This is a genomic window from Streptomyces cadmiisoli, assembly GCF_003261055.1.
Classification (GTDB): Bacteria; Actinomycetota; Actinomycetes; order Streptomycetales; family Streptomycetaceae; genus Streptomyces; species Streptomyces cadmiisoli.
The window spans coordinates 1,534,882-1,559,962 of the sequence record NZ_CP030073.1 but is presented as its reverse complement, the minus strand read 5'-3'; the positions used below and the strand labels follow the sequence as shown (position 1 = coordinate 1,559,962).

The window sequence follows — 25,081 nt, the reverse complement described above, 5'->3', positions numbered from 1 at the left end:
CTCCGGTCCGGAGGGATACGTGAGAAAAGCGGACCCAGCGGGGCGGAGCGTTCTGCGTCGGTCGGTCGTCGGACAACGCCGGGACGTCGTAACGGGCGCGGTCCTGGGCATGGCGCACCAGACGGGCGAGGCCCTGGTCCCGGTGCTGATCGGCCTGGCGATCGAACAGGGCGTCGTCCGCGGCGACTTCCCCGGACTGCTGCTGTGGCTCGGTGCCCTGGCCCTCGTCTACGTCGGGCTCTCCTTCAGTTTCCGCCGCTCGGCCAGGGCCGGCGAACGGGCCTCCGTGACCGCGGCGCACCAGCTCCGGGTCCGGCTGACCGGCCGCGTCCTCGCCCCCGAGGGCGGTGCGGACGAAGGCCGGCTGCCGGGTGAACTGGCGAGCATCGCCACCGAGGACGCCAGACGGGTCGGCGCGGTGACCATGGCGGTCATCGTCGCCGTCTCGGCCACGGCCGGCCTGGTGGTCAGCGCCGTGGCGCTGCTCCGGGTCTCGCTCGTCCTCGGCCTTCTTGTCCTCCTCGGCACACCGCTGCTGCTGTGGCTCGGGCACCTGCTGAGCAAACCCCTGGAACGGCGCAGCGAGACCGAGCAGCAACGTGCGGGACGCGCCTCCGGAGTCGCCGCGGACCTGGTGGCCGGACTGCGGGTGCTGAAGGGCATCGGCGCCGGGCCGGCGGCCGTCGCCCGCTACCGGCGCACCAGCCGCGACTCGCTCGCCGCGACCCTGCGCGCGGCCCGCGCCGAAGCCTGGCAGAGCGGGGTCGTGACCATCCTGACCGGGACCTTCATCGCGCTGGTGGCCCTCGTCGGCGGACGGCTCGCCGCACGCGGCGACATCGGCCTCGGGGAACTCGTCTCGTCCGTCGGCCTGGCCCTGTTCCTCATCGGACCGCTCTCCGAGTTCGCCTGGGTCAACGCGGAACTGGCCCAGGGCCGTGCCTCCGCCGCCCGGATCGCCGGGATCCTCGACGCCCCCGCCGCCGTACCGCGGGACAGCCGCCGGCCCGCCGCCGTGCCCCGCGCCACCGAGGGCCGGCTGCGGCTGCGCGGACTGTCGCACGCGACCCTGCGGCGGGTGGACCTGGACGTGGCGCCCGGTGAGACGGTCGGCGTCGCCGTCACCGACCCCGCCGACGCCGTGGCACTGCTGCGCTGCCTCGGCCGCCGCGCCGACCCCGACGAGGGCGCGGTGGAACTGGACGGCGCGGAACTGACCGCCCTCGCGCTGACGGACGCGCGCGCCGCGATCCTGGTCGCCGAGCACGACGCGGACCTGTTCGACGGCACTCTCCTGGAGAACGTCACCGCGGTGGTGCCCGCCGTGGCCGGTGCCCGTTCACCGGTGACCGTCGCCGACGCGCTGGCCGCGTCCGGGGCGGACGAGGTCGCCCGCGCGCTGCCCGACGGCACCGCCACGGCCGTCACCGCCCGCGGACGCTCGCTCTCCGGCGGCCAGCGCCAACGTGTCGCCCTGGCCCGGGCCCTGGCCGCCGACCCACCGGTGCTCGTCGTCCACGAGCCCGCCACCGCCGTCGACGCCGTCACCGAGGTGCGGATCGCCGCCGGGATCAGGGACCTCCGGCGGGAGCGCACCACCGTCATAGTGACCAACAGCCCCGCCCTCCTCGCGGCGACCGACCGGGTCGTCCTCCTCGAAACCGGCCGGGTCACCGCGGACGGCCCCCACGACCGACTGGCCCGCGACAACGCGGCCTACCGTACGGCGGTGCTCACATGACCGGATCCCGGGCCGAGCAGCGCGAGGACCGGCACCCCGCCCCACCGGACGGCGGCCGGACCGAGTCCCCGCTGCTCCCCGTCGCGACGCCGGCGCGCACCCGCCGGGCCGTCGCCGAACTGCTGCGTCCGCGTGGGCCGTTGGTCCTGGCCGCGTTCACCGTGATGGTCGGCTCCACCGCGCTCGGCCTGCTCGTGCAGCCCCTGCTCGGGCGGATCGTCGACCTGGCCGCCGACCGCGGGGCGGCCGACGCCGTCACCACCGCCGCCGCGCTCCTCGTGGCCGTCGCCGTGGCGCAGGGCGTCACCACCGGGTTCGGCCTGTCGCTGATCTCCCGCCTCGGCGAGTCCACCCTGGCCCTGCTGCGCGAGCGGTTCGTGGAGCGGGCCCTGGCACTGCCCCTGGAACGCGTCGAGAGGGCCGGCGCCGGTGACCTGACCGCCCGGGTCACCGCGGACGTGTCCCTGATCGCCGAGGCCGTCCGCAACGCGCTGCCGGAACTGGCCCGTTCACTGCTGACCATCGTCCTGACCCTCGGCGCGATGGCCCTGCTCGACTGGCGGTTCCTGCTGGCCGCCCTGCTGGCGGTACCCGTGCAGGCGGCCACCGCGCGCTGGTACGTGGCCCGTGCCGTGCCGCTCTACGCCGAGCAGCGTGTCGCCGGCAGCGCCCAGCAGCAGCAACTGCTCGACACCATCGGCGGCAGCTCCACCATCCGGGCGTTCCGGCTGGAGCGCGAGCACACCGAGCGGGTCACCGAACGGTCGTGGTCGCTGGTCGACTTGACGATGCGGGGCGTCCGGCTCGTCCTCGGCTTCTACAGCCGCCTGCACATCGCCGAGTACATCGGACTGGCCGCCGTCCTGATCACCGGCTACTGGCTGGTCCGCCAGGGGTCCGCGTCGATCGGCACGGCGACGGCCGCCGCCCTCTACTTCCACAGCCTGTTCGGCCCCGTCAACGCCGCCCTCGCGCTCCTGGACGACGCCCAGTCGGCGACGGCGGGCCTGGCCCGGCTGGTCGGCGTCACCGATCAGCCGCCGCCCCCGAAGCCGCAGCCGCCGGTCGAGACGCACGGCATCGGCGTCACCGTGCGCGGCCTCAGCCACGCCTACCGGACCGGGCACCCCGTCCTGCACGACATCGACCTGGCGATCCGGCCGGGGGAGCGGGTCGCGCTCGTCGGCGCCAGCGGCGCCGGCAAGACCACCCTGGCGCGGATCGTCGCCGGTATCCAGCCGCCCACCTCGGGCACCGTCCTGGTCGGCGGATCGCCCCCGGCCGAACCGGGTTCCGCGGCCGGCTCCCGCACCGTCGCCCTGATCACGCAGGAGGTCCATGTCTTCGCGGGCCCGCTCGCCGACGACCTCCGGCTCGCCGCCCCGGACGCCACCGACGACGAACTGCGCACCGCGCTCGACCGCGTCGACGCCCTCGGCTGGGCGCAGGCACTGCCCGACGGCCTCGACACGGTGGTGGGGGAGGGCGGCCACCGGCTCAGCGGCGCGCAGACGCAGGCCCTCGCGCTGGCCCGGCTGATCCTCGCCGATCCGCCCCTGGTGATCCTCGACGAGGCCACCGCGGAGGCCGGCAGCGCCGGAGCGCGCGCGTTGGAGAAGGCGGTCGCCCGCGCCGTGGACGGCCGCACCGCGCTGATCGTCGCCCACCGCCTCAGCCAGGCCGCACTCGCCGACCGCGTCGTCGTCATGGAGGCCGGCCGCGTCGTCGAGTCCGGCGCCCACGACCGACTGCGCGCCGCCGGGGGACGCTACGCCGCTCTCTGGGAGGCCTGGTCGGACACCCGCACCTGAGGAACCACCACCCCCCGCACCGCACCACTCCACCAGAACCCGACACGAAGGACCACCATGTTCCGCTCGCGCAGAGTGCCCCGGCTCGCCGCCGCGCTCGCCTCGGCCGTCATGCTGTTCGCCACCGTCACCGCCTGCGGCGGCGACGACTCAGGATCCGGCACGGCGGGCGCCGGCGCCGAGGCGAGCAGCTCCGGCGAGTCCGCCTTCCCGGTCACCGTCGCCCACAAGTACGGCAGTACGACCGTCAAGTCCGAGCCGAAGCGCATCGTCACGGTCGGCCTGACCGACCAGGACGCCGTCCTCGCCCTCGGCAAGGTGCCGGTCGGCACCACCGAGTGGCTCGGCGGCTACGACGGCGCCATCGGCCCCTGGGCCCAGGACAAGCTCGGCGGGGCCGAGGCACCGACCGTGCTCAAGGACACCGGCACCGGCCCGCAGGTGGAGAAGATCGCCGCGCTCCGGCCGGACCTGATCCTCGCGGTCTACAGCGGCCTCACCAAGGAGCAGTACGAGTCGCTGTCCAAGTTCGCGCCCGTCGTCGCCCAGCCGAAGGAGTACAGCGACTACGGCGTCCCGTGGCAGGAGCTGACCGAGACGGTCGGCCAGGCCCTCGGCAAGCCGGAGGAGGCCGGCAAGGTCGTCAAGGCCACCGAGGACAGCATCGCCGCGGCCGCCGCCGAGCAGCCCGAGTTCAAGAACGCCACCGCCCTCATGGCCACGCCGTACGAGGGCATGTTCGTCTTCGGCAGCCAGGACGCGCGCTCCCGCCTGCTCACCGAACTCGGCTTCACCCTGCCCGAGGACCTCGACAAGGTGATCGGCGACCAGTTCGGCGCGAACGTCAGCAAGGAGCGCACCGACCTGCTCGACCGGGACGCCCTGGTGTGGATCGTCGGCGACGTCGCCAAGGACTCCGGCAAGCTCCACAAGGACGCGTCGTACAAGGACCTGAACGTCGTCAAGGAGGGCCGCGAGGTCTTCGTCCAGGAGACCAGCGACTACGGCAACGCCACCTCCTTCGTCTCCGCGCTCAGCCTGCCCTACGTCGTGGAGCGGCTGGTCCCGCAGCTTGCCGCGGCCGTCGACGGCAAGGCGGACACGAAGGTCGAGCAGCCGGCGTCCTGACGGCGCCGCACCACGCGAACGGGGCCGGCCGCGGACATCAGCCGCGGCCGGCCCCGCCTTTTGTGCGCGGTCAGCCGTCCATGGACTCGGCCAGGCTGCGGGGCCGCATGTCGGTCCAGTGCTTCTCCACGTGCTCCAGGCACGACGGCCGTGACGCGGGGCCGTGGACCACCCGCCAGCCGGCCGGCACGTCCACGAAGTCCGGCCAGAGGCTGTGCTGGTTCTCGTCGTTGACCAGGACCAGGTAGACGCCGTCGGGGTCCTCGAACGGATTGCTCATACGTTTCCCTTTCTCATGGCCGGCGGTTCCTCTCCGCCCACGTGATCAGACCTTCCAGTGCCCGGAACCAGGTCTCGGCGAGGTCCTGGACCGTCTCGTGCGACAACACCCCTTCCAGGTGGCCCCAGTGGGCGGAGAGCACCGGCCCGTCCGCCCGGTCCTCGGTCACCACGTTGATCTCCAGCGCGTGGCCCTCGCGCATCGAGCCCTCCGCGCCGATGTCGGCGGCGTCCTCCTCGGGCGCGTACGACCAGTCCGCCTCCTCGGGGAGACCGAACCGGCCCAGGTAGTTGAACTCCACCTGCGGCGACCCGCGTCCGGCCAGGACCTCGCGCGTCCGGGGGTTGAGGTGGCGCAGCATGCCGTAGCCGACACCGGCTGCGGGCAGCGACGTGAGATGCTCGCGCACCCGTCGTACGACGTCCCGCGCCGCCTCGCCGCCCGCGAACGCCTCGGCCGGATCGGCGCCGCCCGCGTCGAGCCGCACCGGGAACACACTGGTGAACCAGCCCACCGTGCGCGACAGGTCGACGCCGTCCCCGGCCAGTTCCTCCTCGCGGCCGTGGCCCTCCAGGTCGACCAGCACGGAGGTGTCGGACCCGCCGCGGCGGCGCCGCCAGTCGGCGAAGGCCAGCGCCAGCCCGGCCAGCAGCACGTCGTTGACGTCCGCTCCGAACGCGGCAGGCACCGAGGACAGCAGCGGACCGGTGCGCTCGGCGGGCAGCCGCAGGACCAGCTCCCGCCGGGTCGCGGTGGTGTCGCGGTCCGGGTCCACGTCGCGCAGGAGCGGGAAGGGCTCCGTACCGCCGTCCAGGGCCTCGGTCCACACGGGCAGTTCCGCCTCCCGCGCCGGATCCGCGGCCAGCTCGGACAGCAGCCGGGACCAGCGGGCGAACGAGGTCTCGACCGGGCCGAGCCGCACCGCGTGTCCGGCCCGGACGTCCCGCCAGGCGACCGCCAGGTCCGGCAGCAGCACCCGCCAGGACACGCCGTCCACCACCAGGTGGTGGGCCATCAGCAGCAGCCGTCCCGGCGCGTCGCCCGCGTCGAACCACACGGCCCTGACCATCACCCCGGCGTCCGGGTCGAGCAGCGCCCGTACCCGGTGCGCTTGCTCGCGCACCGCCTCCGCCAGAGCCCGCGCGTCGAGGGCGGCGACGTCGACCCGGTCGATCCACCCGGCGGCGTCGACGGAGCCGGCCGGCGGCACGTGCAGCGACCAGTCCTCGGTGTCGTCGGGCGAGGGCCGCACCAGCCGCGCCCGCAGCAGGTCGTGCCGGTCGGCCAGCGCCCGGAGCACTGCGGTCAGGCCGGGCAGGTCCAGCTCGGCCGGGGTACGGACGAGGGCCGCCTGGTGGTAGGTCGCGAACGGGCCGCCCAGCTCACGCAGCCAGTGCATCACCGGGGTGAGCGGGAGCGTGCCCGTCCCGTCGTCCTCCGGGCGCGGCGCGGCCGTCACGGACTCGGCGACCGCGCCGAGCGCCGCCACCGTACGGTGCCGGAACACCAGCCGCGGCGTGATCCGGACGCCCGCCGAACGGGCCCGGCCGACGAGTTGCATCGCGACGATGCTGTCCCCGCCCAGGGCGAAGAAGTCGTCGTCCACCCCCACCCTCGCCAGCCCCAGCACATCGGCGAACACCGCGCACAGCGCCTCCTCCACGGGGGTCGCCGGAGCGCGCCGCGAGGTGAGGGCGGAGAAGTCGGGTGCGGGCAGCGCGGCCCGGTCCAGCTTGCCGTTGGCGAGCTGCGGGAACCGCTCCAGGACCACCACGGCCGCCGGCACCATGTGGTCGGGGAGCCGGGCGGCGACATGGCCGCGCAGCTGTGCCGGGTCCGGGGCGGTGTCCGGGGCGGCGACCACGTACGCCACGAGCATCTTGCGCGGGCCGTCCTGCCGTACCGTCACCAGGGCCTGGCCGACCGCCGGATGACCGGTGAGGACGGACTCGATCTCGGCGGGTTCCACGCGGAAACCGCGGATCTTGACCTGGTCGTCGGCGCGTCCGAGGTAGTCCAGCCGCCCGTCGGCGGTCCAGCGCGCCAGGTCGCCGGTGCGGTACAGCCGCGATCCGGGCCCGCCGAACGGGTCGGCCACGAACCGCTCCGCGGTCGGTGCCGGACCGTTCAGATAGCCGCGGGCCAGTCCGCCGCCCGCCAGGTACAGCTCACCGGTCACCCCCGGCGGCACCGGCTGGAGCAGCCCGTCCAGCACATGGGCCCGGGTGCCCGCCACCGGCCGCCCCACGAGCGGGCGTTCACTGTCGCGCACCCGCGCGACCAGGGCGTCCACGGTCGACTCCGTCGGGCCGTAGAGGTTGAACGCCGCGGTGCCGCGCAGCCCGGCCAGACGCCGCCAGAGCGGGACCGGAACGGCCTCGCCGCCCACTCCGACCACGGACAGCGGGCAGTCGTCGCCGTCCAGCAGGCCGCTGTCGGCCATCTGCGTGAACAGCGACGGGGTGACCTCCAGGAAGTCGAAGCGGTGCTCACGCACGGCCGCGGCGAGCAGTTCGGGGTCGCGCCGCGCCTCCTCGGACACGATGTGCACACAGTGGCCGTCCAGCAGCCACAGCTGCGGCTGCCAGGAGGCGTCGAAGAAGAAGGACCAGGCGTGGCCCGCCCGCAGATGCCTCCTGCCGGTGCTCTCGACGGCCGGCGCGTACAGCGTCTCGCGATGGCTGTGGAAGAGGTTGCCGAGGGTCTCGTGGGTGATCACGACACCCTTCGGCCGGCCCGTGGAGCCGGAGGTGTAGATGACGTAGGCCGGGTGCCGCGGCTCCGGCGGGCGGACCCGCTCGGCGCCGCCGGGGCCGGCCGCATCGAGGGCGGCGATCCGCGCGGCCGTCGCGGGATCGTCCAGCACCAGCGTCGCCGCCTGCGGGGGCAGGACGTCCACGAGGTCCCGGGTGGTCAGCGTCAGCACCGGCCGGGCGTCCTCGAGCACGTCGGCGGTACGGTCCACCGGCGCGTCGGGGTCGAGCGGCAGATAGGCCGCTCCCGCCTTGTGCACCGCGAGGACGGCCACCATGAACCGCGCCGTACGGGGCAGCGCCAGGGCCACGAACCGCTCCGGCCGCGCGCCCAGCTCGGCCAGCAGCCGCGCGAGCCGGTCGGACTCCGCGTCGAGTTCCGCGAAGGTCAGCTCGACGCCGTCGGACGCCACGGCGGGCAGTCCGGGGGACCGCCGTACCTGCTCCGCGAACAGTTCGGGCACCGTGGTGGGCGCCGCGACGGGCGGCCGGCCGTGCCAGCCCTCGACGAGGCGGCGCCGCTCGTCCTCGCCGAGGATGTCCACGCGCCCCACGGTGACGTCCGGGTCGGCCGTCACCGCGCGCAGCACGCGCCGCAGGCGGTCCGCGAAGGACCGCGCGGTCGCCGGGTCGAACAGGTCGGCGCTGTACTCCAGCACACCGTCGACTCCGGTGCCGTCACCGCGTTCCACGAAGTCGAAGGACAGGTCGAACTTGGCGGTGGTCTGCGCCACCTCGTCCCGGTGGGAGCGCAGCCCGGGCAGGCCCGCGTCCTCGCCGCCGGCCGCCAGGTACACCACCATCACCTGGAACAGCGGGTGCCGGGCGAGCGACCGCGCCGGATTGAGCACCTCCACCAGCCGCTCGAAGGGCACGTCCTGGTGGTCGAAGGCGGCCAGGTCGGTCTCCCGCACCCGGGCCAGCAGCTCCCGGAACGTCGGATCGCCGGAGGTGTCGGTGCGCAGCACCAGCGTGTTGAGGAAGAAGCCGACCAGGTCCTCCAGTGCCGCGTCCGTGCGGCCGGAGATCGGACTGCCGATCGGGATGTCATGGCCCGCGCCCAGCCGGTTCAGCAGGGTCGCCACGGCGGCCTGGAGCACCATGAACACACTGACGCCGTGGTCGCGCGCCAACCGGTGCAGATCCGCCGCCAGTCCCGCGTCCAGGGACAGATCGGCCGCGCCGCCCCGGTAGGTGGCCTCCAGCGGCCTGGGCCGGTCGTGGGGCAGCGCCAGCTCCTCCGGCAGCCCGGCCAGCGCCCGCCGCCAGTGGGCGATCTGGCGGGCGGCCGGACTGGCGGGGTCCTGCTCGTCGCCGAGCAGATCCCGCTGCCACAGCGTGTAGTCGGCGTACTGGACCGGCAGCGGTGCCCAGTCCGGGGCCCGCCCCTCGGCGCGCGCCGCGTAGGCGAGGGCCAGATCCCGGTGCAGGGGGGCCTCCGACCACTCGTCGCCGGCGATGTGGTGCAGCAGGAGCAGCAGCGTCCACTCCTCCTCGCCGGTGCGGAACACATGGACGCGCAGCGGCGCTTCGCTCTCCAGCGCGAAGCCGTACGCCCCGGCCCGCGCCAGCAGCCCGCCGAGCCGCTCCGCGTCCGTGTCCACCACCTCGAACGGGACGCGGACCTCCGCCGGCGCCAGCACCCGCTGGAACGCCCGGCCCTCCTCGTCGGGGAAGACGGTGCGCAGGGTCTCGTGCCGCACCACCAGGTCGTGCACGGCGGCGCGCAGCGCCTCGACGTCCAGCGCACCGGTCAGCCGCCAGGCGGACGGGATGTTGTACGTGGGGCTGGGGCCCTCCACCTGGTACAGCACCCACAGGCGCTGCTGGGCGGAGGACAGGGGCAGCCGCGCGGGGCGCGGACGGACCGTCAGCGCCGGCCGGGCGGACAGGCCCGGCGTGCCGTCCTGCGTCAGGCGCTCCGCGAGCCGGGCCACGGTGGGCGCGTCGAACACGGTGCGCAGCGACACCTCGGTCCCGAGCACCGCGCGGATCCGGGCGGTCAGCCGCATGGCCAGCAGCGAATGCCCGCCCAGCGCGAAGAAGTCGTCGTCGATGCCGACCTCGGGCACACCGAGGACCGCGGCGAACGCCTCGCACAGCAGGTCCTCGCGCGCGGTGCGCGGCCTGCGGCCCGAGGTGAGGGCGGCGAAGTCCGGCGCCGGCAGGGCCTTCTCGTCGAGCTTGCCGGCGACCGTGCGCGGCAGGGCGGCCACGGTCACGAAGGCCGCGGGCACCATGTGCGAGGGCAGCGCCGCCGCGAGACGGCCGCGCAGCTCCGCCGGGTCCGGGTCGGCTTCCCCGGCCGGCAGGACGTACGCGACGAGCCGGCGCACACCGGGGCTGTCCTCACGGACGACCACCGCGGCGGAGTTCACCTGCGGGAGCCCGGTCAGCAGTGCCTCGATCTCCCCGGGTTCGATACGGAAACCGCGCAGCTTGACCTGGTCGTCGGCCCGCCCCAGGAACTCCAGGGAGCCGTCCCGGCGGCGCCGCGCGAGGTCGCCCGTGCGGTACATCCGGCCGCCGGGCGGGCCGAACGGGTCGGCCGTGAACCGCTCGGCGGTCAGTCCCGCCCGGTGCAGATACCCCCGGGCCAGACCCGCGCCGGCCAGATACAGCTCGCCCGGCACGCCCGCCGGCACCGGCCGCAGCCGCCCGTCGAGCACATGGGCGCGGACGTTGTCCACGGGCCCGGCCCGGCGTCCGGAGGCGTCGTGGTGCCAGCCGTAGGCGTCGACCGCGCACTCGGTCGGCCCGTACAGGTCGTGCGCCTGCACGCCGGGCAGGGCGCACAGCCGCTCCCACAGCGGCGCCGGGGTCGCCTCGCCGCCGACGGTGATCACGCCGGGCACCTGGCCGCCGGGCTCCAGGAACCCGTGGTGGATCAGCTCGCGCAGATAGGTCGGGGTGAGGTCGACGTAGTCGATCCGCTCCCGGCCCAGATACGCCAGCAGCGCGGCGGGATCCGCCATCGTGGCCTCGTCGGTCACGTGCAGTTCATGGCCGGCCAGCAGCCAGATCAGCGGGTCCCAGGAGCCGTCGAAGCTGAACGACGCGGAGTGCAGGGCCCGCAGCCGGGTCCGTCCCGCGGCCCGCTCGGCGGGACCGATCAGGCCGTCCCGGTGCGCCGCGAAGAGATTGCTCAGACCGCGGTGGGTGCCGACGACGCCCTTCGGCCGGCCGGTGGAGCCGGAGGTGAAGATGACATAGGCGGCGCTCGAGGCGGCCGGCGGTGCCGGCGGCACCGCCCCCCGGACCGGGTGCTCGTCGAGGTCGTCCAGCAGGACCCGCGGGCAGCCCTCCGGCAGCCTCGGCGCGAGGGCGCGGGTGGTGAGCACGCACAGCGGCGCCGCGTCGCGCAGCATGAACTCCAGCCGCTCCGCGGGGTGTTCGGGGTCCAGCGGCAGATAGGCCGCGCCGGACCTGAGCACCCCGAGAAGCGCCGGCACCGTCAGGTCGCGGGGCAGGGCCAGCCCGACCACCGTCTCGGCTCCGGCGCCCCGGTCCAGCAGCAGCCCCGCCACCGCGTCCGCCCGCCGCGACAGTTCCCGGAACGTCAGCCGGGTCCGTCCGGCGACCAGCGCCGGGGCGTCGGGACGGTCGCGTACGACGTCGGCCAGGATCTCCGGGACCGTACGGGTCTCCAGCGGGCGGGCGGTGTCGTTCCACGTGTTCGCCGCGGCCGACTCCTCCTCGCCGGTCAGCACCCGAAGGGCGCTCACCGGTCGTGCCGGGTCGCGGGCGATCTGCTCCAGCAGGCCCAGCAGCCGCTCGACGAGGGACTGTGCCGTGCCGGCGTCGGTGAGATCGGTGGCGTACTCCAGCAGCAGCGCCATGTCGCGGCCCGGGCCGTGGTCGACGACGGTGAAGTCCAGGTCGAACTTGGCCATGCCGGTGTCCATGTCGAACCACTCGGTCGGCAGCCCGAACAGGTCCGGGTCGCCGTCGGGCCGGTGGTGGTAGCCGAGCATCACCTGGAACAGCGGGTTGCGGTCGGCGACACGGGTCGGGTTGACCGCCTCCACCACCCGGTCGAACGGCACGTCCTGGTGCTCGAAGGCGGCCAGCGCGGCTTCCCTGACCCGGCCGAGGAGCGCGGCGAAGGACGGGTCGCCGGACAGGTCGGTGCGCAGCACCAGCGTGTTGACGAAGAAGCCGACGAGGTCGTCCACGGCACTGTCGGTGCGGCCCGCGATGGGCGCGCCGAGCGGGATGTCGTCCCCGGCGCCGAGCCGGTGCAGCAGCGCCGCCGTCGCCGCCTGGAACAGCATGAACATGCTGACCTGTTGGGACGCGGCCAGCTCGCGCAGCGCCGCCCCGGTCCCGTCCGGCAGGGTCGTACGGACGACGGCGCTCCGGCCCGTGGTCCGGGCCGCCCCCGGGCGGTCCAGCGGCAGCGCGATCTCCTCCGGCAGATCGCTCAGGACGCCGGTCCAGTGGGCGAGTTGCCCCTCCCCGACGTCGGCGAGCAGACGTTCCTGCCACAGCGTGTAGTCCGCGTACTGCACCGGCAGGGGGGCCGTCTCCGGCGCCCGCCCGGCGGCACGCGCCGCGTAGGCGCGGTGGAGGTCGGCCAGGAACGGCCGGTCCGACCACTCGTCGGTGGTGATGTGGTGCAGCACCAGCGCGACCACGTGGTCGGCCGGGCCGAGCCGCAGCACCTCGGCCCGCACCGGGAGTTCCGCGCCCAGGTCGAAGGGCCGGCGCTGGGCGTCCTCGATCCGGGCGGCCAGCTCGTCCTCCGCGCAGTCGGCCACCTGGAAGCGGGGCTCGGCCTCGCCGGGCGCCGCGATCCACTGGTACGGCTCGCCGTCCCCCTCCAGGAAGCGTGTCCGCAGCGCCTCATGGCGGTCCGTCACGTCCAGCAGCGCGAACCGCAGGGCGTCGACGTCCAGCGTGCCGCGGAGCCGGAACACCAGCGGGAAGTTGTACGCGACCCCGCCGCCGGTGATCCGCTCCACCAGCCACAGCCGCCGCTGGGCGGCCGACAGCGGGATCCGCGCGGGCCGCTCGCGCACGGCCTCCAGCACGGGACGGGAGGGCCGTCCCGCCTCCGCCCGCAGCGCCAGCGCCTCGGGGGTCGGGGCCTCGAACAGGTCGCGGATCGCCAGCTCGGCACCCAGTTCGGTACGCGCCCGGCTGATCAGCCGGGTCGCCAGCAGCGAGTGGCCGCCCAGCTCGAAGAAGTCGTCCTCCGCGCCGGTGCGGGGCAGTCCCAGCACCTCGGCGAACAGCCGGCACAGCACCTCCTCCACCGGGGTGCGCGGACCGCGTCCCCGCGACAGGGCCACCGCGGGTTCGGCGTCCGGCAGCGCCCGCACGTCGAGCTTGCCGTTGTCGTTCATCGGCAGCCGCGGCAGCACCACGAAGGCGGCCGGGACCATGTACCCCGGCAGCCGCTGCCCGAGGTCCTCGCGCAGCAGCCGGACCAGGGCCCCGTGGCCGCGGGTGGCCGTCGGGGTGTTGGCGTACGGGGCCGCGCCGCGGTCCGCGCGGGCCAGGTACAGGCCGCTCGTGCGCGGCCGGCGTGCCGCGGCGGGGACGAACACGGCGTCGAACAGGCCGGTTTCGTGCGACCAGGTGGTCAGGACGTGGTGGCCGTGGGCCGCGCCCAGCTCCCTCAGGTCCTCCGGGTCCACGCCCGCCGTCCCGGGGAAGGGGGTCCGGCCGGTGTCCATCGAGTGCACGGCGGCCAGGTCGGCGGCCGTGCGCGCGTCCGGGATCCCGCGGACCCGCAGCGGCCCGGCGCAGTCCAGGCGGCCGGTGACCTCGGCGGGGCCGGTCCAGTCCAGCACGGGCGCGTCGTCCAGGCGCAGGGCGCCCGCCCGGTCCGCGTACAGCACCACGTCGTAGCGGTACCGCGTCAGCTCGTTGTGGTGCCGGCCCGCCTTGGTGCGCAGGTCGACGCCGACGCCCAGGGTGGTGAACCAGTCCGGATCGACCAGGAGTTCCTTCTCCAGCGCCAGGCCCCGGTCCACCGCGCCGCGCAGGCCTGCCGGATCGGCGTCCGCGCCCGCGCGGGCGAGCTGGATGCCGGTCTGGAACACCCGCGCCTGGCGCAGGTCGCGCACATCGCCGAGGAACAGGGCGCCGCCCGGTGCGAGCAGGCCCATGGCGCCCCGGATCACCTTGCGCAGGTGGTCCAGACTCGGGAAGTACTGCACGACGGAGTTGATGACGATCGTGTCGAAGAAGCCGGCCGGCAGACCGTCGGTGACCTCGGCGGCCTGGCAGCGCAACTCCACCTTCCGGGCCAGCGCGGGATCGGCCTCGAGGTCCTCGCCGAGCTTGCGGATCACCGGCGCCGCGAAGTCGGTCGCCCAGTACGCCTCGGCGTCCGGCGCGAGCTGCGACAGCAGCAGGCCGGAGCCGACGCCGATCTCCAGGACGCGCCGCGCACCGAGCTCCCGGATCCGCTCGACGGTGGCCGCACGCCACTCCCGCATGTGCTCCAGCGGGATCGGCGCACCGTCGTAGGAGCTGTCCCAGCCCGCGAAGTCCTCGGTGAACAGGGCCGTGCCGATCTCCGTGTACTCGGCCGAGTAGATGTCCCGCCACTCGCCGATCTGCTCGCGCTCGGCCGACTCGCGGGCCCCGGCGTCGAGTTCGGCGGGGACCACGTAGCCCACCAGCCGCTGGGTGCCGGGCGCCGAGGTGTCGGCACGGGCGATCACGGCGGCCTGGGACACCCGGGGGTGCTGGGCCAGCACCGTCTCGATCTCGCCCAGTTCCACCCGGTGCCCGCGGATCTTGACCTGGTCGTCGGTGCGGCCGAGGAAGTCCAGGTTGCCGTCGGGGCGCCGGCGCACCAGGTCACCGGTGCGGTACATCCGCTCGCCGGGCCGCCCGAACGGGTCGGCCACGAAACGCTCGGCGGTCAGAGCGGGCCGGTCCAGGTAGCCGCGGGCCAGTCCCACGCCGGCGATGTACAGCTCGCCCGCCACACCGTCCGGCACCGGCCGCAGCCACGGGTCGAGGAGGCGCGCGCGGGTCGCGCGGATGGGGCGTCCCACGGTCGGCGTCGCACTGTCGTGGGTGCCGCCGCCGAGGGTGTTGATGGTGTACTCGGTCGGCCCGTACAGGTTGTAGCCGTACGTCCCCTCGGTGTCCCGCAGGGTGTTCCACACCGACTCGGTGACCGCTTCGCCCCCGAGCAGCACCAGCGGCGGCCGGTGCCCCTCCAGCAGCCCCTCCTCGATGAGGAGATGGGCGTAGGTGGGCGTCACGTTCACCACGTCGACGCGGTGCTCCTCGCAGTACGCCACCAGCGCGGTGGCGTCACGCCGCAGGTCCTCGTCGCAGATGTGCACCTCGTGGCCCTCGACGAGCCACAGCAGTTCCTCCCAGGACATGTCGAAGGCGAACGACACGGTGTGCGCGATCCGCAGCCGCCGCCCGCCCGCGGCGGCGACGGCCGGGGCGAAGATCTCTTTCTGATGGTTGAGCTGCATGTTCGTCAGCCCGGCGTAGGGCGTGACCACGCCCTTGGGGCGACCTGTGGAGCCCGATGTGTAGATCACGTACGCCGGGTGGTCCAGGGAGAAGGACACCCGCACGGGCTCGCCGGACAGGCCCGCGAGCTCGGCCGCCACCTCCGGGTCGTCGAGCGCCACGCGGGGCGTGTCGCCCGTCAGCGTCCCGGAGACCGCCGCCGTCGACAGCAGGAGCAGCGGACGGGCGTCGGCCAGCATCAGCGAGAGCCGCTCGGCCGGGTGGTCCAGCTCCAGCGGCAGATACGCGGCGCCGGTCCGCAGCACGGCGAACAGCGCCACCACCGTGTCGATCGAGCGGGGCAGCCCGAGCGCCACCACCTTCTCGGGTCCGGCACCGCGCGCGATCAGCAGCCGCGCCATGCGGTTGCAGCGAGCGTCCAGTTCGGCGTACGTCACCGTCCGCGATCCGAAGACGAGAGCGGTCGCGTCGGGGGTGCGGGCGGCCTGCGCGGCCAGCATGTCCGCCACCGTCTCGTGCGGCACGGGCTGCCGGTTCGCGGCCTCCTCGCGGGCCAGCGCGGCGGCCTCGGCCGGCAGCAGCGGATCCAGTGAACCGACGGGCGCCGCCGGGTCGGCGACCAGCCGCCCGACCAGCAGCACGAACCGGTCCAGCAGACCGCGCGCGTACGTCCCGTCCAGCAGGTCCGGGCGATGGGCGAGGGTGACGCGGATCCGCTCGCCGGGTGTGACGACCAGGTTGGCCGGATAGTGCGTGGCGTCCACGTTGGCGACCGCCGTGGCCCCGTGCCGCTCGCGCAGCTCGGCGAGCCGTTCGTCGGTGTCGGCGTTGCGCAGCACGAACAGCGTGTCGAACAGCCGGCGGTGCCCCGACTCGGCCTGCAGCACTCCGAGTCCCAGGTACTCGTACGGCATCAGCTCCAGCCGTTCGCCCTGCACCCGGCGCAGCAGTTCCAGCACCGGCTCGCGCGGGTCGAACGCGATGCGCGCGGGCACGGTGTTGAGGAACATGCCGATCACGTTCTCGACGTCCGGCACCTCGCTCGGCCGTCCCGCCACGGTCGTGCCGAACGCGACGTCGCCGCGGCCCGTGGCGCCGGCGAGCACCAGGCCCCAGGCGGTGTTGAGCACCGTGTTGAGCGTCAGCCCGTGGCGGCGCGCCGTCTCCCGCAGCCGATCGGCCACGTCCGCGTCGAGGGTGGCGTCCAGGTGCTCCGGGATCACCGGCTCCAGACCCCCGTCGGAGGCGGCGGGCACCAGCAGCGTCGGCTCGTCGAACCCGGCCAGGGCCCGGCGCCAGGCGCCGGCGGCCTCGGCGTCGTCCTGGCGTTCCAGCCAGGTCAGGTAGTCGCGGTAGGAGCCGGGGCGGTCCAGCCCCGCGGGATCGCCGCCGCTCTCGTAGAGCGCGAACAGCTGGTCCAGGAACAGCCAGGCCGACCATCCGTCCCACAGGATCAGATGGCGGCCGATCACCAGCCGGTCGCCCCGTCCCGCGCCGCGCCGCACCAGCAGCATGCGGAACAGCAGCGGACGCGTCAGGTCGAAGCGGCGGGACCGCTCCTCGTCCATCAACCGCGCCGTCCGCCGGTCCTGTTCGTCCGGGGGCAGCCCGGTCAGGTCCACCTCGGTCAGCGGAATGTCCGCGTCGCGCACGATGAACTGCACCGGCCGGCGCAGCCCTTCGCTGGTGAAGCCGGCCCGCAGGCTCGGATTGCGGGCCAGCAGCGTCCGGCAGGCGTCCCGCAGCCGGCCGGCGTCCACGTGCTCGGCGACGTCGAAGGACTCGTGGACGGTGTAGACGTCCAGGGCGCCGTCGTCGTAGGTGGAGTGGAAGAACAGGCCCTCCTGGAGCGGGGCCAGCGGCCACACGTCCTCGATCCGGCCGGGAGCCAGCGCCTCGACCCGGGCGCGCTCCTCGTCGGTGAGGCCGAGGGCGGACGGGGCCGGCGCGGCCGATGGTGACTCGGCGACGCCGGCCGCCGCGGCGAGCGCCGCCGGGGTGCGGTGCTCGAAGACGTCGCGCGGGCCGAGCGCCAGGCCGCCGCGCCGGGCCCGGCTGGAGACGGCGATGGAGCTGATGCTGTCGCCGCCGAGCAGGAAGAAGTCGTCGTCGATGCCGACACCGTCCAGTTTGAGGACGTCGGCGAAGATCTCCGTGAGCAGCCGTTCCCCGGCGCTGCGCGGGGCGCGGGCGGTGGCACGCACGGCGCTCGGGGCGGGCAGCGCGGCACGGTCGAGTTTGCCGCTGGGGGTGAGCGGCAGGGCGTCCAGGACCACCCAGGCGCCGGGGACCACGGCGGCGGGCAGCCGGTCAGCCAGCGCCGCGTGCAGGTCGCCGGCCTGTGGGGCGGCGCCGGCCGACGGCACCACGTGGGCGACGAGGGTGTCGTCCCGTACGGTGACGGCGGCCTGCGCGACCTCGGGCAGGGCCACCAGCGCCGCCTCGATCTCGCCGGGTTCGATCCGGTTGCCGCGGACCTTGACCTGCCGGTCGGTGCGGCCCAGGTACTCCACCACCCCGTCCGCGCGGCGCCGCACCAGGTCGCCGGTGCGGTACATCCGGCTGCCGGGCGGACCGTACGGATCGGCCGGGAACCGCTCGGCGGTCAGCGCGGGGCGCGCGTGGTAACCCCGGGCCAGCTGCACGCCCGTGAGGTACAGCTCGCCCGGCACACCGTCCGGCACGGGCCGCAGACAGGTGTCCAGCACCCGCAGGCCCGTGTTCCACACCGGCCGCCCGATGGGCACCGTCACCGCCGGCTCACCGGCGTCGTACGGGTGGTGGGTGACGTCGACGGCGGCCTCGGTCGGGCCGTACAGGTTGTGCAGCGGCACTCCGGTCAGGGCCCGCCAGCGGCTCGCCGCGGCGGCGGGCAGGGCCTCGCCGCTGCTGAACACTCGGCGCAGCGACCCCGCCCAGGAGGGATCGCCGGTGACCTCGTCGGACGCCAGGAACGCCTCCAGCACGGAGGGCACGAAGTGCATCGTGGTGACGGCCTGCTCGCGGACGAGCGCCGCCAGATGCGCGGGGTCGCGGTGGCCGTCCGGCCGGGCGAGCACGACGCCGGCGCCTTCGAGGAGCGGCCAGAAGAACTCCCACACGGACACGTCGAAGCTCGACGGGGTCTTCTGCAGCACCCGGTCGTCGCCGCGCAGTCCGTACGCGCCCTGCATCCAGGCGAGCCGGTTGACGATCGCCCGGTGGGTGACGACCACGCCCTTGGGCAGACCGGTCGAGCCGGAGGTGTAGATGAGGTAGGCGGGGTCGTCGGGGCGGGCGGCCGGCCTGCCCGTGACCGGCTCGCCCGTGACCTGCTCGGCCGCCGGGGCACCGGCGTCGAGCAGCAGCGCCGCGCCGCGGCTCGGTTCCGGCAGGCGGTCCGCGGCCGCGGAGAGGGTGATGACGGTGTCGGCACCGGAGTCGGCCAGCATGTGGGCGATGCGGTCCGCCGGGTAGTCCAGGTCGACGGGCAGGTAGGCCGCGCCCGACTTGAGGACCCCCAGCAGCGCCACCATCAGCTCGGCGGACCGGGGGACGGCGACCGCGACGAACGCGCCGGGGCCGGCGCCCCGGGCCCGCAGGCGTCCGGCCAGCGCCTCGGCGCGGGCGTCGAGTTCGGCGTAGGTGAGCCGCTCGCCCTCGAAGACGACGGCCGTCGCCCCGGGGGTGCGGGCGACCTGCGCCGCGAACGCCTGGGCCAGCGTGGTTCCCGGCACGGACCGGTCCTCGCCGGACGGGTGCGCGCGCAGCGCCTCGTCCGGGGACAGCAGCTCGACGGAGGCGGCGGACCGGGCCGGGTCGTCGGCGATCGCCTCCAGGACGCGGACCAGCCGCTCGCCGAGCGCACGGGCCCGGTCGCCGTCCAGCCGCTCCGAGTGGTGCTTCAGACGCAGATCCAGTCGCCGGCCCGGCTTGACCACGAGGGCGAGCGGGTAGTGGACGGCGTCGTGGAACGCGTCGCCGGTGATCGCCACCCGGCCCGACGCGTCCCGCAGATCCGTCTCGGCCGGATAGTTCTCGAACACCACGAGGGTGTCGAAGAGTTCACCCGCACCCGCGTGCCCGGCCAGCCGCTGGATCTCCGCCAGGCCCAGATGCTCGTGGTCCAGCAGCTGCGTCTGCTCCTGCTGGAGCCGGGACAGCAGGGTGCCGAGCGTCGCACCCGGCCCCCACCGGAACCGCGTCGGCAGCGTGTTGATGAACAGACCCACCATGGAGGTGATGCCCTCGACCCGGCTGTCCCGCCCCGAGACCGTGGTGCCGAACACCACGTCGTCCCGGCCCGTCAGCCGGCCCAGCAGCAGCCCCCAGGCCCCCTGCACCACCGTGCCGAGGGTGACCCCGAGTTCACGGGCCCGTTCGCCGAGCCGGGCCGTGGTCGACTCGGACAGTTCCACCCGGACGTGGGCCGGCTGTCCCGGCGGACCCCCGGCCGGTGCGCCCACCAGCCGGGTGGGCTCGTCGAGCCCGGACAGCGCGGTGCGCCACGCCTCGCGTGCCGCCTCGTGGTCCCGCGCCGCCAGCCGGCGCAGGAAGTCGCGGTACGGCGTGACCGCGGGCAGCGCGGGCGTGTCCGTGCCGTAGTGCGCCATCAGCTCCCGGTGCAGCACGGGCAACGACCAGCCGTCCGCCACGATGTGGTGGAAGGTCAGCACCAGCCGGCCGCGCTCCTCGCCCAGCCGGACCAGGGCGCAGCGCAGCAGCGGCGGCGAGGCCAGGTCGAACCCCGCGGCCCGCTCCTGCGCGGCCACCTCGTCGCCGAGCGTCTCGCGGAGCGCGGCGTCCCGCCCGGTGAGGTCCACCTCGCGCCAGGGAAGTTCCACGTCCCGGACGATGATCTGCACCGGGGTGCCGTCCGGGCGCCGGCGGAAGGCGGCCCGCAGGGGCGCGTGCCGGTCCAGCAGGCGTTGTGCGGCGCGGCGCAGGGCGGCGCCGTCGACCGGTCCGGCGAGGTCGAGGACCTGCTGCACCACGTAGGCGTCGCCGCCGCTCAGCGCGTGGAAGTAGAAGCCCTGCTGGAGCGGCGCGAGCGGCAGCAGCTCCTCGACGGCGAGCGGCCGGGCGCCCTGGATCCCGGCGAGTTCGGCCGGATCGGCGTCCACCAGCGGCGTGCTCGCCGCCTCCTCCTCGGCCCGCTCGACGGCGGCCCGCGCGAGGGCCTCCACGGTGCGGTGCCGGAACACGTCGCGGGTGCTCAGCGCGAAGCCCGACTCCCGTGCCCGGATGAGCAGTTGGATGGCGGTGATGCTGTCGCCGCCGAGGGCGAGGAAGTCGTCCTCCGCCGTCACCGAGTCCAGGCCGAGGACCTCGGCGTACAGCCCGCACAACAGATTCTCCCGGGCGGTGCGCGCGGGCCGCCCCGCGCTGAGCGCGGAGGGGTCGGGCGCGGGCAGCGCCCTCGCGTCGATCTTGCCGCTCGGGGTGACGGGCAGCGCGTGCAGCGGGACGAACGCCGACGGGACCATGTAGTCCGGCAGCCACTGCGCCGCGTGCGCGCGCAGGGTCCTCATCAGGGCCGCCACGTCGCGGAAGGGCGCGGGGCGGTTGGCGGGTGCGTGCCCGCCGGTGGCCCGGTACAGCCCGACGAGCGGGCCCTCCGTGGCCAGTACGGCGTCGAACGCGCCGTCGTCGGCGGCCCCGTTCCAGGTCAGGGCCGCCCGGTAGCCGTGCTCGGCGGCCAGCGCGTGGACGTCCTCGGGGTCGGCGCCGGGCGCCGCCTGATGGCCGCTGCCCTCCAGCCGCCACAGGTCCGCGAGGTCGTCTGTCAGGCGCGCGTTGGGCACCCCGGCGACCCGCAGCCGGCCGGGGCGGCGGGCCAGCAGCGCGGCGAGACCGTCGAGGCCCGCGAGGGCCGACCAGTGGACCACGGTCTCCTCCGGCGCGGTCGCACGGGGACCGGGGCGCAGCACGACGTCGTAGCGGTACCGGCTGAGCTCGTTGTGGTGGACGGCCCGCTTGAGCCGGATGTCGGCGTCGAAGCCGTCCAGCGCGGCGAAGAAGTCCGGATCGAGGAGGAGTTCGCCCTCCCAGCGCACCGAACGGTCGACGGCGGCGCGCAGCGCGCTCTTGTCGTCGGCCGCCGCGCCGGTCGCCCGCCGGGTCTCGACCGCCGCGCGCAGGGTGCGCAGCAGGCGTGCGTTGCGCACGTCGCCGACGAGGATCCGTCCGCCCGGCGCGAGCAGGCCGGACACCTCACGCAGCACGTCACCGAGGTACTCGGCACTCGGGAAGTACTGGGCGACCGAGTTGATGACCACGGTGTCGAAGAACCCGGCGGGCAGCCCGTCGGTGTCGTGCGCGGGCCGGGCGCTCAGTTCGACCCGGCCCGCCAGCTCCGGGTCGGTGTCCACCTGGGCGCGCAGCGCGGCGATCGCCCGGTGCGAGAGGTCGGTGCCCCAGTACGTCTCGCAGTCCGGCGCGATCCTGGACAGGATCAGCCCGCTGCCGACACCGATCTCCAGCACCCGGCGGACCGGACCGAGTCCGCGGATGCGCTCGACGGTCGCCGTACGCCACTCGCGCATCTCGTCGATCGGGATGGGCCGGCCGTCGTAGGTGCTGTTCCAGCCGGCGAAGTTCTCGTGCAGGCCCTCGCCGCCGGCCGCGCCGTAGAGGAGTTCGTGCAGGTCCTTCCACTCCTCGACCTGCGCGTCGGCGTCGTCCTCGGGCGGTGCCTCCAGCGCGGGCACCACATAGGCGGCCAGCCGCCGGTCGCCGGGCCGGTCCTCGCGGACCACCACCGTGGCCTGGTCGACGGCCGGGTGGCCGCGCAGCACCGACTCGATCTCGCCGGGCTCGATGCGGAAGCCGCGGATCTTGACCTGGGCGTCGGCGCGGCCGAGGAACTCCAGCCGCCCGTCGGCCTTCCGGCGGACCAGGTCGCCCGTGCGGTAGAGCCGCTCGCCGGGCGCGCCGAACGGGTCGGCGACGAACCGCTCGGCGGTCAGGTCCGGGCGTCCCAGGTAGCCCCGGGCGAGTCCGGCGCCCCCCAGGTACAGCTCGCCGGTGACCCCGGCGGGAACGGGCCGCAGGAAGGCGTCCAGCACATGGGCCCGGGTGCCGGGGTCGGGCACGCCGATCGGCACGATCGCGCCGACGGGGGTGTCCGGATCGCACAGGCCGAGCGTGGAGTTGGTGGTGGCCTCGGTCGGGCCGTACGCGTTGAACATCATCCGTCCGCGCGCGTAGCGGCCCACCAGCTCGGGGGAGACCCGCTCGGTGCCCGCCAGCAGGGTGGCGGTCGGCGGCAGCAGCACGTCGTCGGGCATCGCGGCCAGCAGGGCCGGCGGCAGGATCATGAACGTGATGCCGTGCGCGTTGGCGTAGTCGGCGAGGGGCGCGCCGGGCACCCGCCGTTCCGCCGGTGCGACGACCAGGCGGCCCCCGGACAGCAGCCCGAGGCACAGGTCCCAGAAGGCCACGTCGAAGCTGGGCGAGGCGAACTGGAGCACCCGGCTGTGCGGGCCGATGCCGAACCGCTCGCTCTGCGTGGCGACCAGCTTGGCGACACCGCTGTGCGCGAGGACGACGCCCTTGGGCCGGCCGGTGGAACCCGAGGTGTAGATGACGTACGCGGTGTTCAGGACCGACAGGGGCGTCCCGCGGTCCGCGTCGGTGGGGTCGTGGACCGGACGGCCGGCCAGTTCGGCCACGGTGTCCGCCGCGTCGAGCGCCAGGACGGTCGTGCCGTCCGCGGCGGGCAGGTCGCGCGCGAAGTCGGCCGTCGTCACCAGCCAGCTGGGCGCGGCGTCGCCGAGCATGTACGCGATGCGGTCCGCGGGGTAGTCGTGGTCGATCGGCAGATAGGCCGCGCCGGACTTCAGGACGGCGACCTCGGCGACGATCAGCTCCACCGAGCGCGGCAGCGCGAGCGCGACGATGCGCTCGGGAGCGGCGCCGCGCGCGATCAGGGCGTGCGCGAGCCGGTTGGCCCGGGCGTCCAGCTCGGCGTAGGTGAGTTCCTGGTCCTCGAAGACCAGCGCGACCGAGTCGGGGCGCAGCCGGGCCTGCTCGGCGAACATGGCGGGCCAGGTGGCGAGCGGGACCGTGTGCTCGGTGGCGTTCCAGTCGTGGACGACCTGGCGGTACTCGTCCCGCCCCATCAGCTCCAGGCGGGCGACGGGCGTCCCGGGCCGGGCGAGGGCGTCGTGGAGCAGGGTCCGGTAGTGGCCGAGCAGGCGGTCCACCGTCGTCGCGTCGAACAGACCCGGCGGGTACGTCGCCCGCGCCGTGCCGCCGCGGACCTCCAGCAACAGGTCGACCGGGCCGGGCAGTTCGCCGGTCGGTCGGCCGGCCGTGGCCAGCGCGCAGTTGAAGAACCGGCCGCCGCCGCGGGTCGGGGCCGGACGCAGTTCGTCGAGCAGCAACTCGACCGGCACCCGGTGGGTCTCGGCCTCCTCGTGGGCCTCGGTCACCCTCCGGACCAGTTCCCGGACGGTGGGCTCGTGCGCGACGGACACCCGTACGGGCAGGCCGTCGTGGCCCACGGTCAGGTCCGCGGCCCCGCTGTAGCGGTGCAGCAGGGCGACGAACGCGGCCAGCAGCACCGCGTCCGGGGCGTCGGGCACGCCGGCCAGTGTGCGGTGCTCCCGCCGCGGCGCCGGCTCCGGTGGGTGGGGCCGGTCGGTGGGCAGGGCTACCTCCGGCGGAGGCGGTGTGAGCAACCGTCGCCAGTAGGTCAGGACTTCCTCGGAACCGCACACGGCAGCGCGCCTCCCCCGGGTCGGAGTCCCGGCCCTGGGCCGGGGATCGCGGAAATACTAAGGTAAGGGTTACCTAATGCACAGGGTGTCCTCCGACTTCTTGCCCCAGGGTGGGAACGGAACCCGGCGCGGCATACAGTTAAGGCAAGCCTCATCAAAGGAAGTTGGACGTGGGGACCTCGGCGGTCCGGGCGGCGAAAGGCCCCCGCGCAGTACTCCTGCTCGCGCTCTGCGGCGCGGCGCTGCTCGCGCTGTGCGCCCTGTCGATGGCGTTCGGCGCCCGCGACGTACCCCTGGGCCAGGTCTGGCACACGCTGCTCGGCCAACCGCCCGACGCCCGCATCGACGACGTGATCTGGTCCGTGCGCCTGCCGCGCACCGCGCTCGGGCTGGCCACCGGCGCCGCCCTCGGCCTGTCGGGCGCGCTGATGCAGGCGCTGACCCGCAACCCGCTCGCGGACCCGGGGATCCTCGGCGTCAGCGCGGGCGCCGCGTTCGCCGTGGTGCTCGCGGTGGGGGTCCTCGGCATCGGTACCGTCCACGGCTACGTCTGGTTCGCCTTCGCGGGGGCGTTCGCCGCCAGCGTCCTGGTCTACCTCCTCGGCGGACTCGGCCGGTCGGGCACCACTCCGGTCAAACTCGCCCTGGCCGGCGTCGCCGTCACCTCGCTGCTGTTCTCACTGACCAGCGCCGTCGCCCTCACCGACCCGGACGCCCTGAACCGCTACCGCTTCTGGTCGGCCGGATCGCTGGCCAACCAGGACGACGAGGTCCTGCTGCGGGTGCTGCCGTTCCTCGTCGTCGGCGCCGTCCTCGCGCTCGCCTGCGCACCCGGCCTGAACAGCCTCGCGCTCGGCGACGACGTGGCGAAGTCGCTCGGACTCAGGCTCGGACTCGTGCGCGTCCAGGGGGTGGTGGCCGTCACGCTGCTCACCGGCGGGGCGGTCGCCGTCATCGGGCCGGTCGTCTTCGTCGGCCTGGTCGTGCCGCACATCGTGCGGGTCCTCCTGCAAGCGGCCGGTGTCGGCCCCGACCACCGCTGGCTGCTGCCCCTGTCGGCCGTGCTCGCCCCCTGCCTGCTGCTGGCCGCCGACATCGCCGGACGGCTCATCGCCCGGCCGACCGAGATCCAGGCGGGGATCCTGGTCGCCTTCATCGGCGGCCCGTTCTTCATCGCGATGGTCCGCCGCCGCCGACTCGCGGAGCACTGA

At 74.8% G+C, this 25,081-nt stretch carries 6 protein-coding genes; 4 read left to right on the top strand and 2 right to left on the bottom strand.

Features of this window, described 5'->3' with window-relative positions; genetic code table 11:
- The first annotated feature begins 19 nt into the window (after positions 1-19).
- From DN051_RS06405 to DN051_RS06395, 3 genes are read left to right on the top strand one after another with little or no spacing between them, the layout of a single operon-like run.
- The gene (locus tag DN051_RS06405) at positions 20-1,741 is read left to right on the top strand and encodes an ABC transporter transmembrane domain-containing protein (RefSeq protein ID WP_112442097.1); all 1,722 of its coding nucleotides are present in this window, start codon (positions 20-22) and stop codon (positions 1,739-1,741) included.
- Positions 1,738-3,552: an ABC transporter ATP-binding protein gene (locus tag DN051_RS06400; protein ID WP_053760599.1), complete on the top strand. Its 1,815-nt coding sequence runs from the start codon at positions 1,738-1,740 to the stop codon at positions 3,550-3,552. Before DN051_RS06405 ends, DN051_RS06400 begins: the two co-directional genes overlap by 4 nt.
- Positions 3,553-3,609: 57 nt before the next feature.
- Positions 3,610-4,680, top strand: coding sequence for an iron-siderophore ABC transporter substrate-binding protein (locus DN051_RS06395; protein ID WP_112438192.1), 1,071 nt, complete (start codon positions 3,610-3,612; stop codon positions 4,678-4,680).
- A 70-nt stretch (positions 4,681-4,750) separates the two neighbouring features.
- On the opposite strand, the gene DN051_RS06390 is transcribed toward DN051_RS06395, so the two are convergent.
- Complete coding sequence (locus tag DN051_RS06390) at positions 4,751-4,960, bottom strand: MbtH family protein (protein WP_112438191.1); 210 nt, start codon at positions 4,958-4,960, stop codon at positions 4,751-4,753.
- Between the two features lie 13 nt (positions 4,961-4,973).
- Positions 4,974-23,870, bottom strand: coding sequence for a non-ribosomal peptide synthetase (locus DN051_RS06385; RefSeq protein ID WP_112438190.1), 18,897 nt, complete (start codon positions 23,868-23,870; stop codon positions 4,974-4,976).
- Between the two features lie 170 nt (positions 23,871-24,040).
- Here DN051_RS06385 and DN051_RS06380 point away from each other — a divergent pair, with 170 nt between their 5' ends.
- Positions 24,041-25,081 carry a FecCD family ABC transporter permease gene (locus DN051_RS06380; protein ID WP_053760603.1) on the top strand — a complete coding sequence of 347 codons (1,041 nt, stop codon included), beginning with the start codon at positions 24,041-24,043 and terminating at the stop codon, positions 25,079-25,081.

Bases quoted from the DNA above. Each gene is read 5' to 3' on its own strand.
- DN051_RS06400 (WP_053760599.1), top strand. From the start codon at position 1,738: ATGACCGGATCCCGGGCCGAGCAGCGCGAGGACCGGCACCCCGCCCCA.
- DN051_RS06390 (WP_112438191.1), bottom strand. From the start codon at position 4,960: ATGAGCAATCCGTTCGAGGACCCCGACGGCGTCTACCTGGTCCTGGTC.
- DN051_RS06395 (WP_112438192.1), top strand. From the start codon at position 3,610: ATGTTCCGCTCGCGCAGAGTGCCCCGGCTCGCCGCCGCGCTCGCCTCG.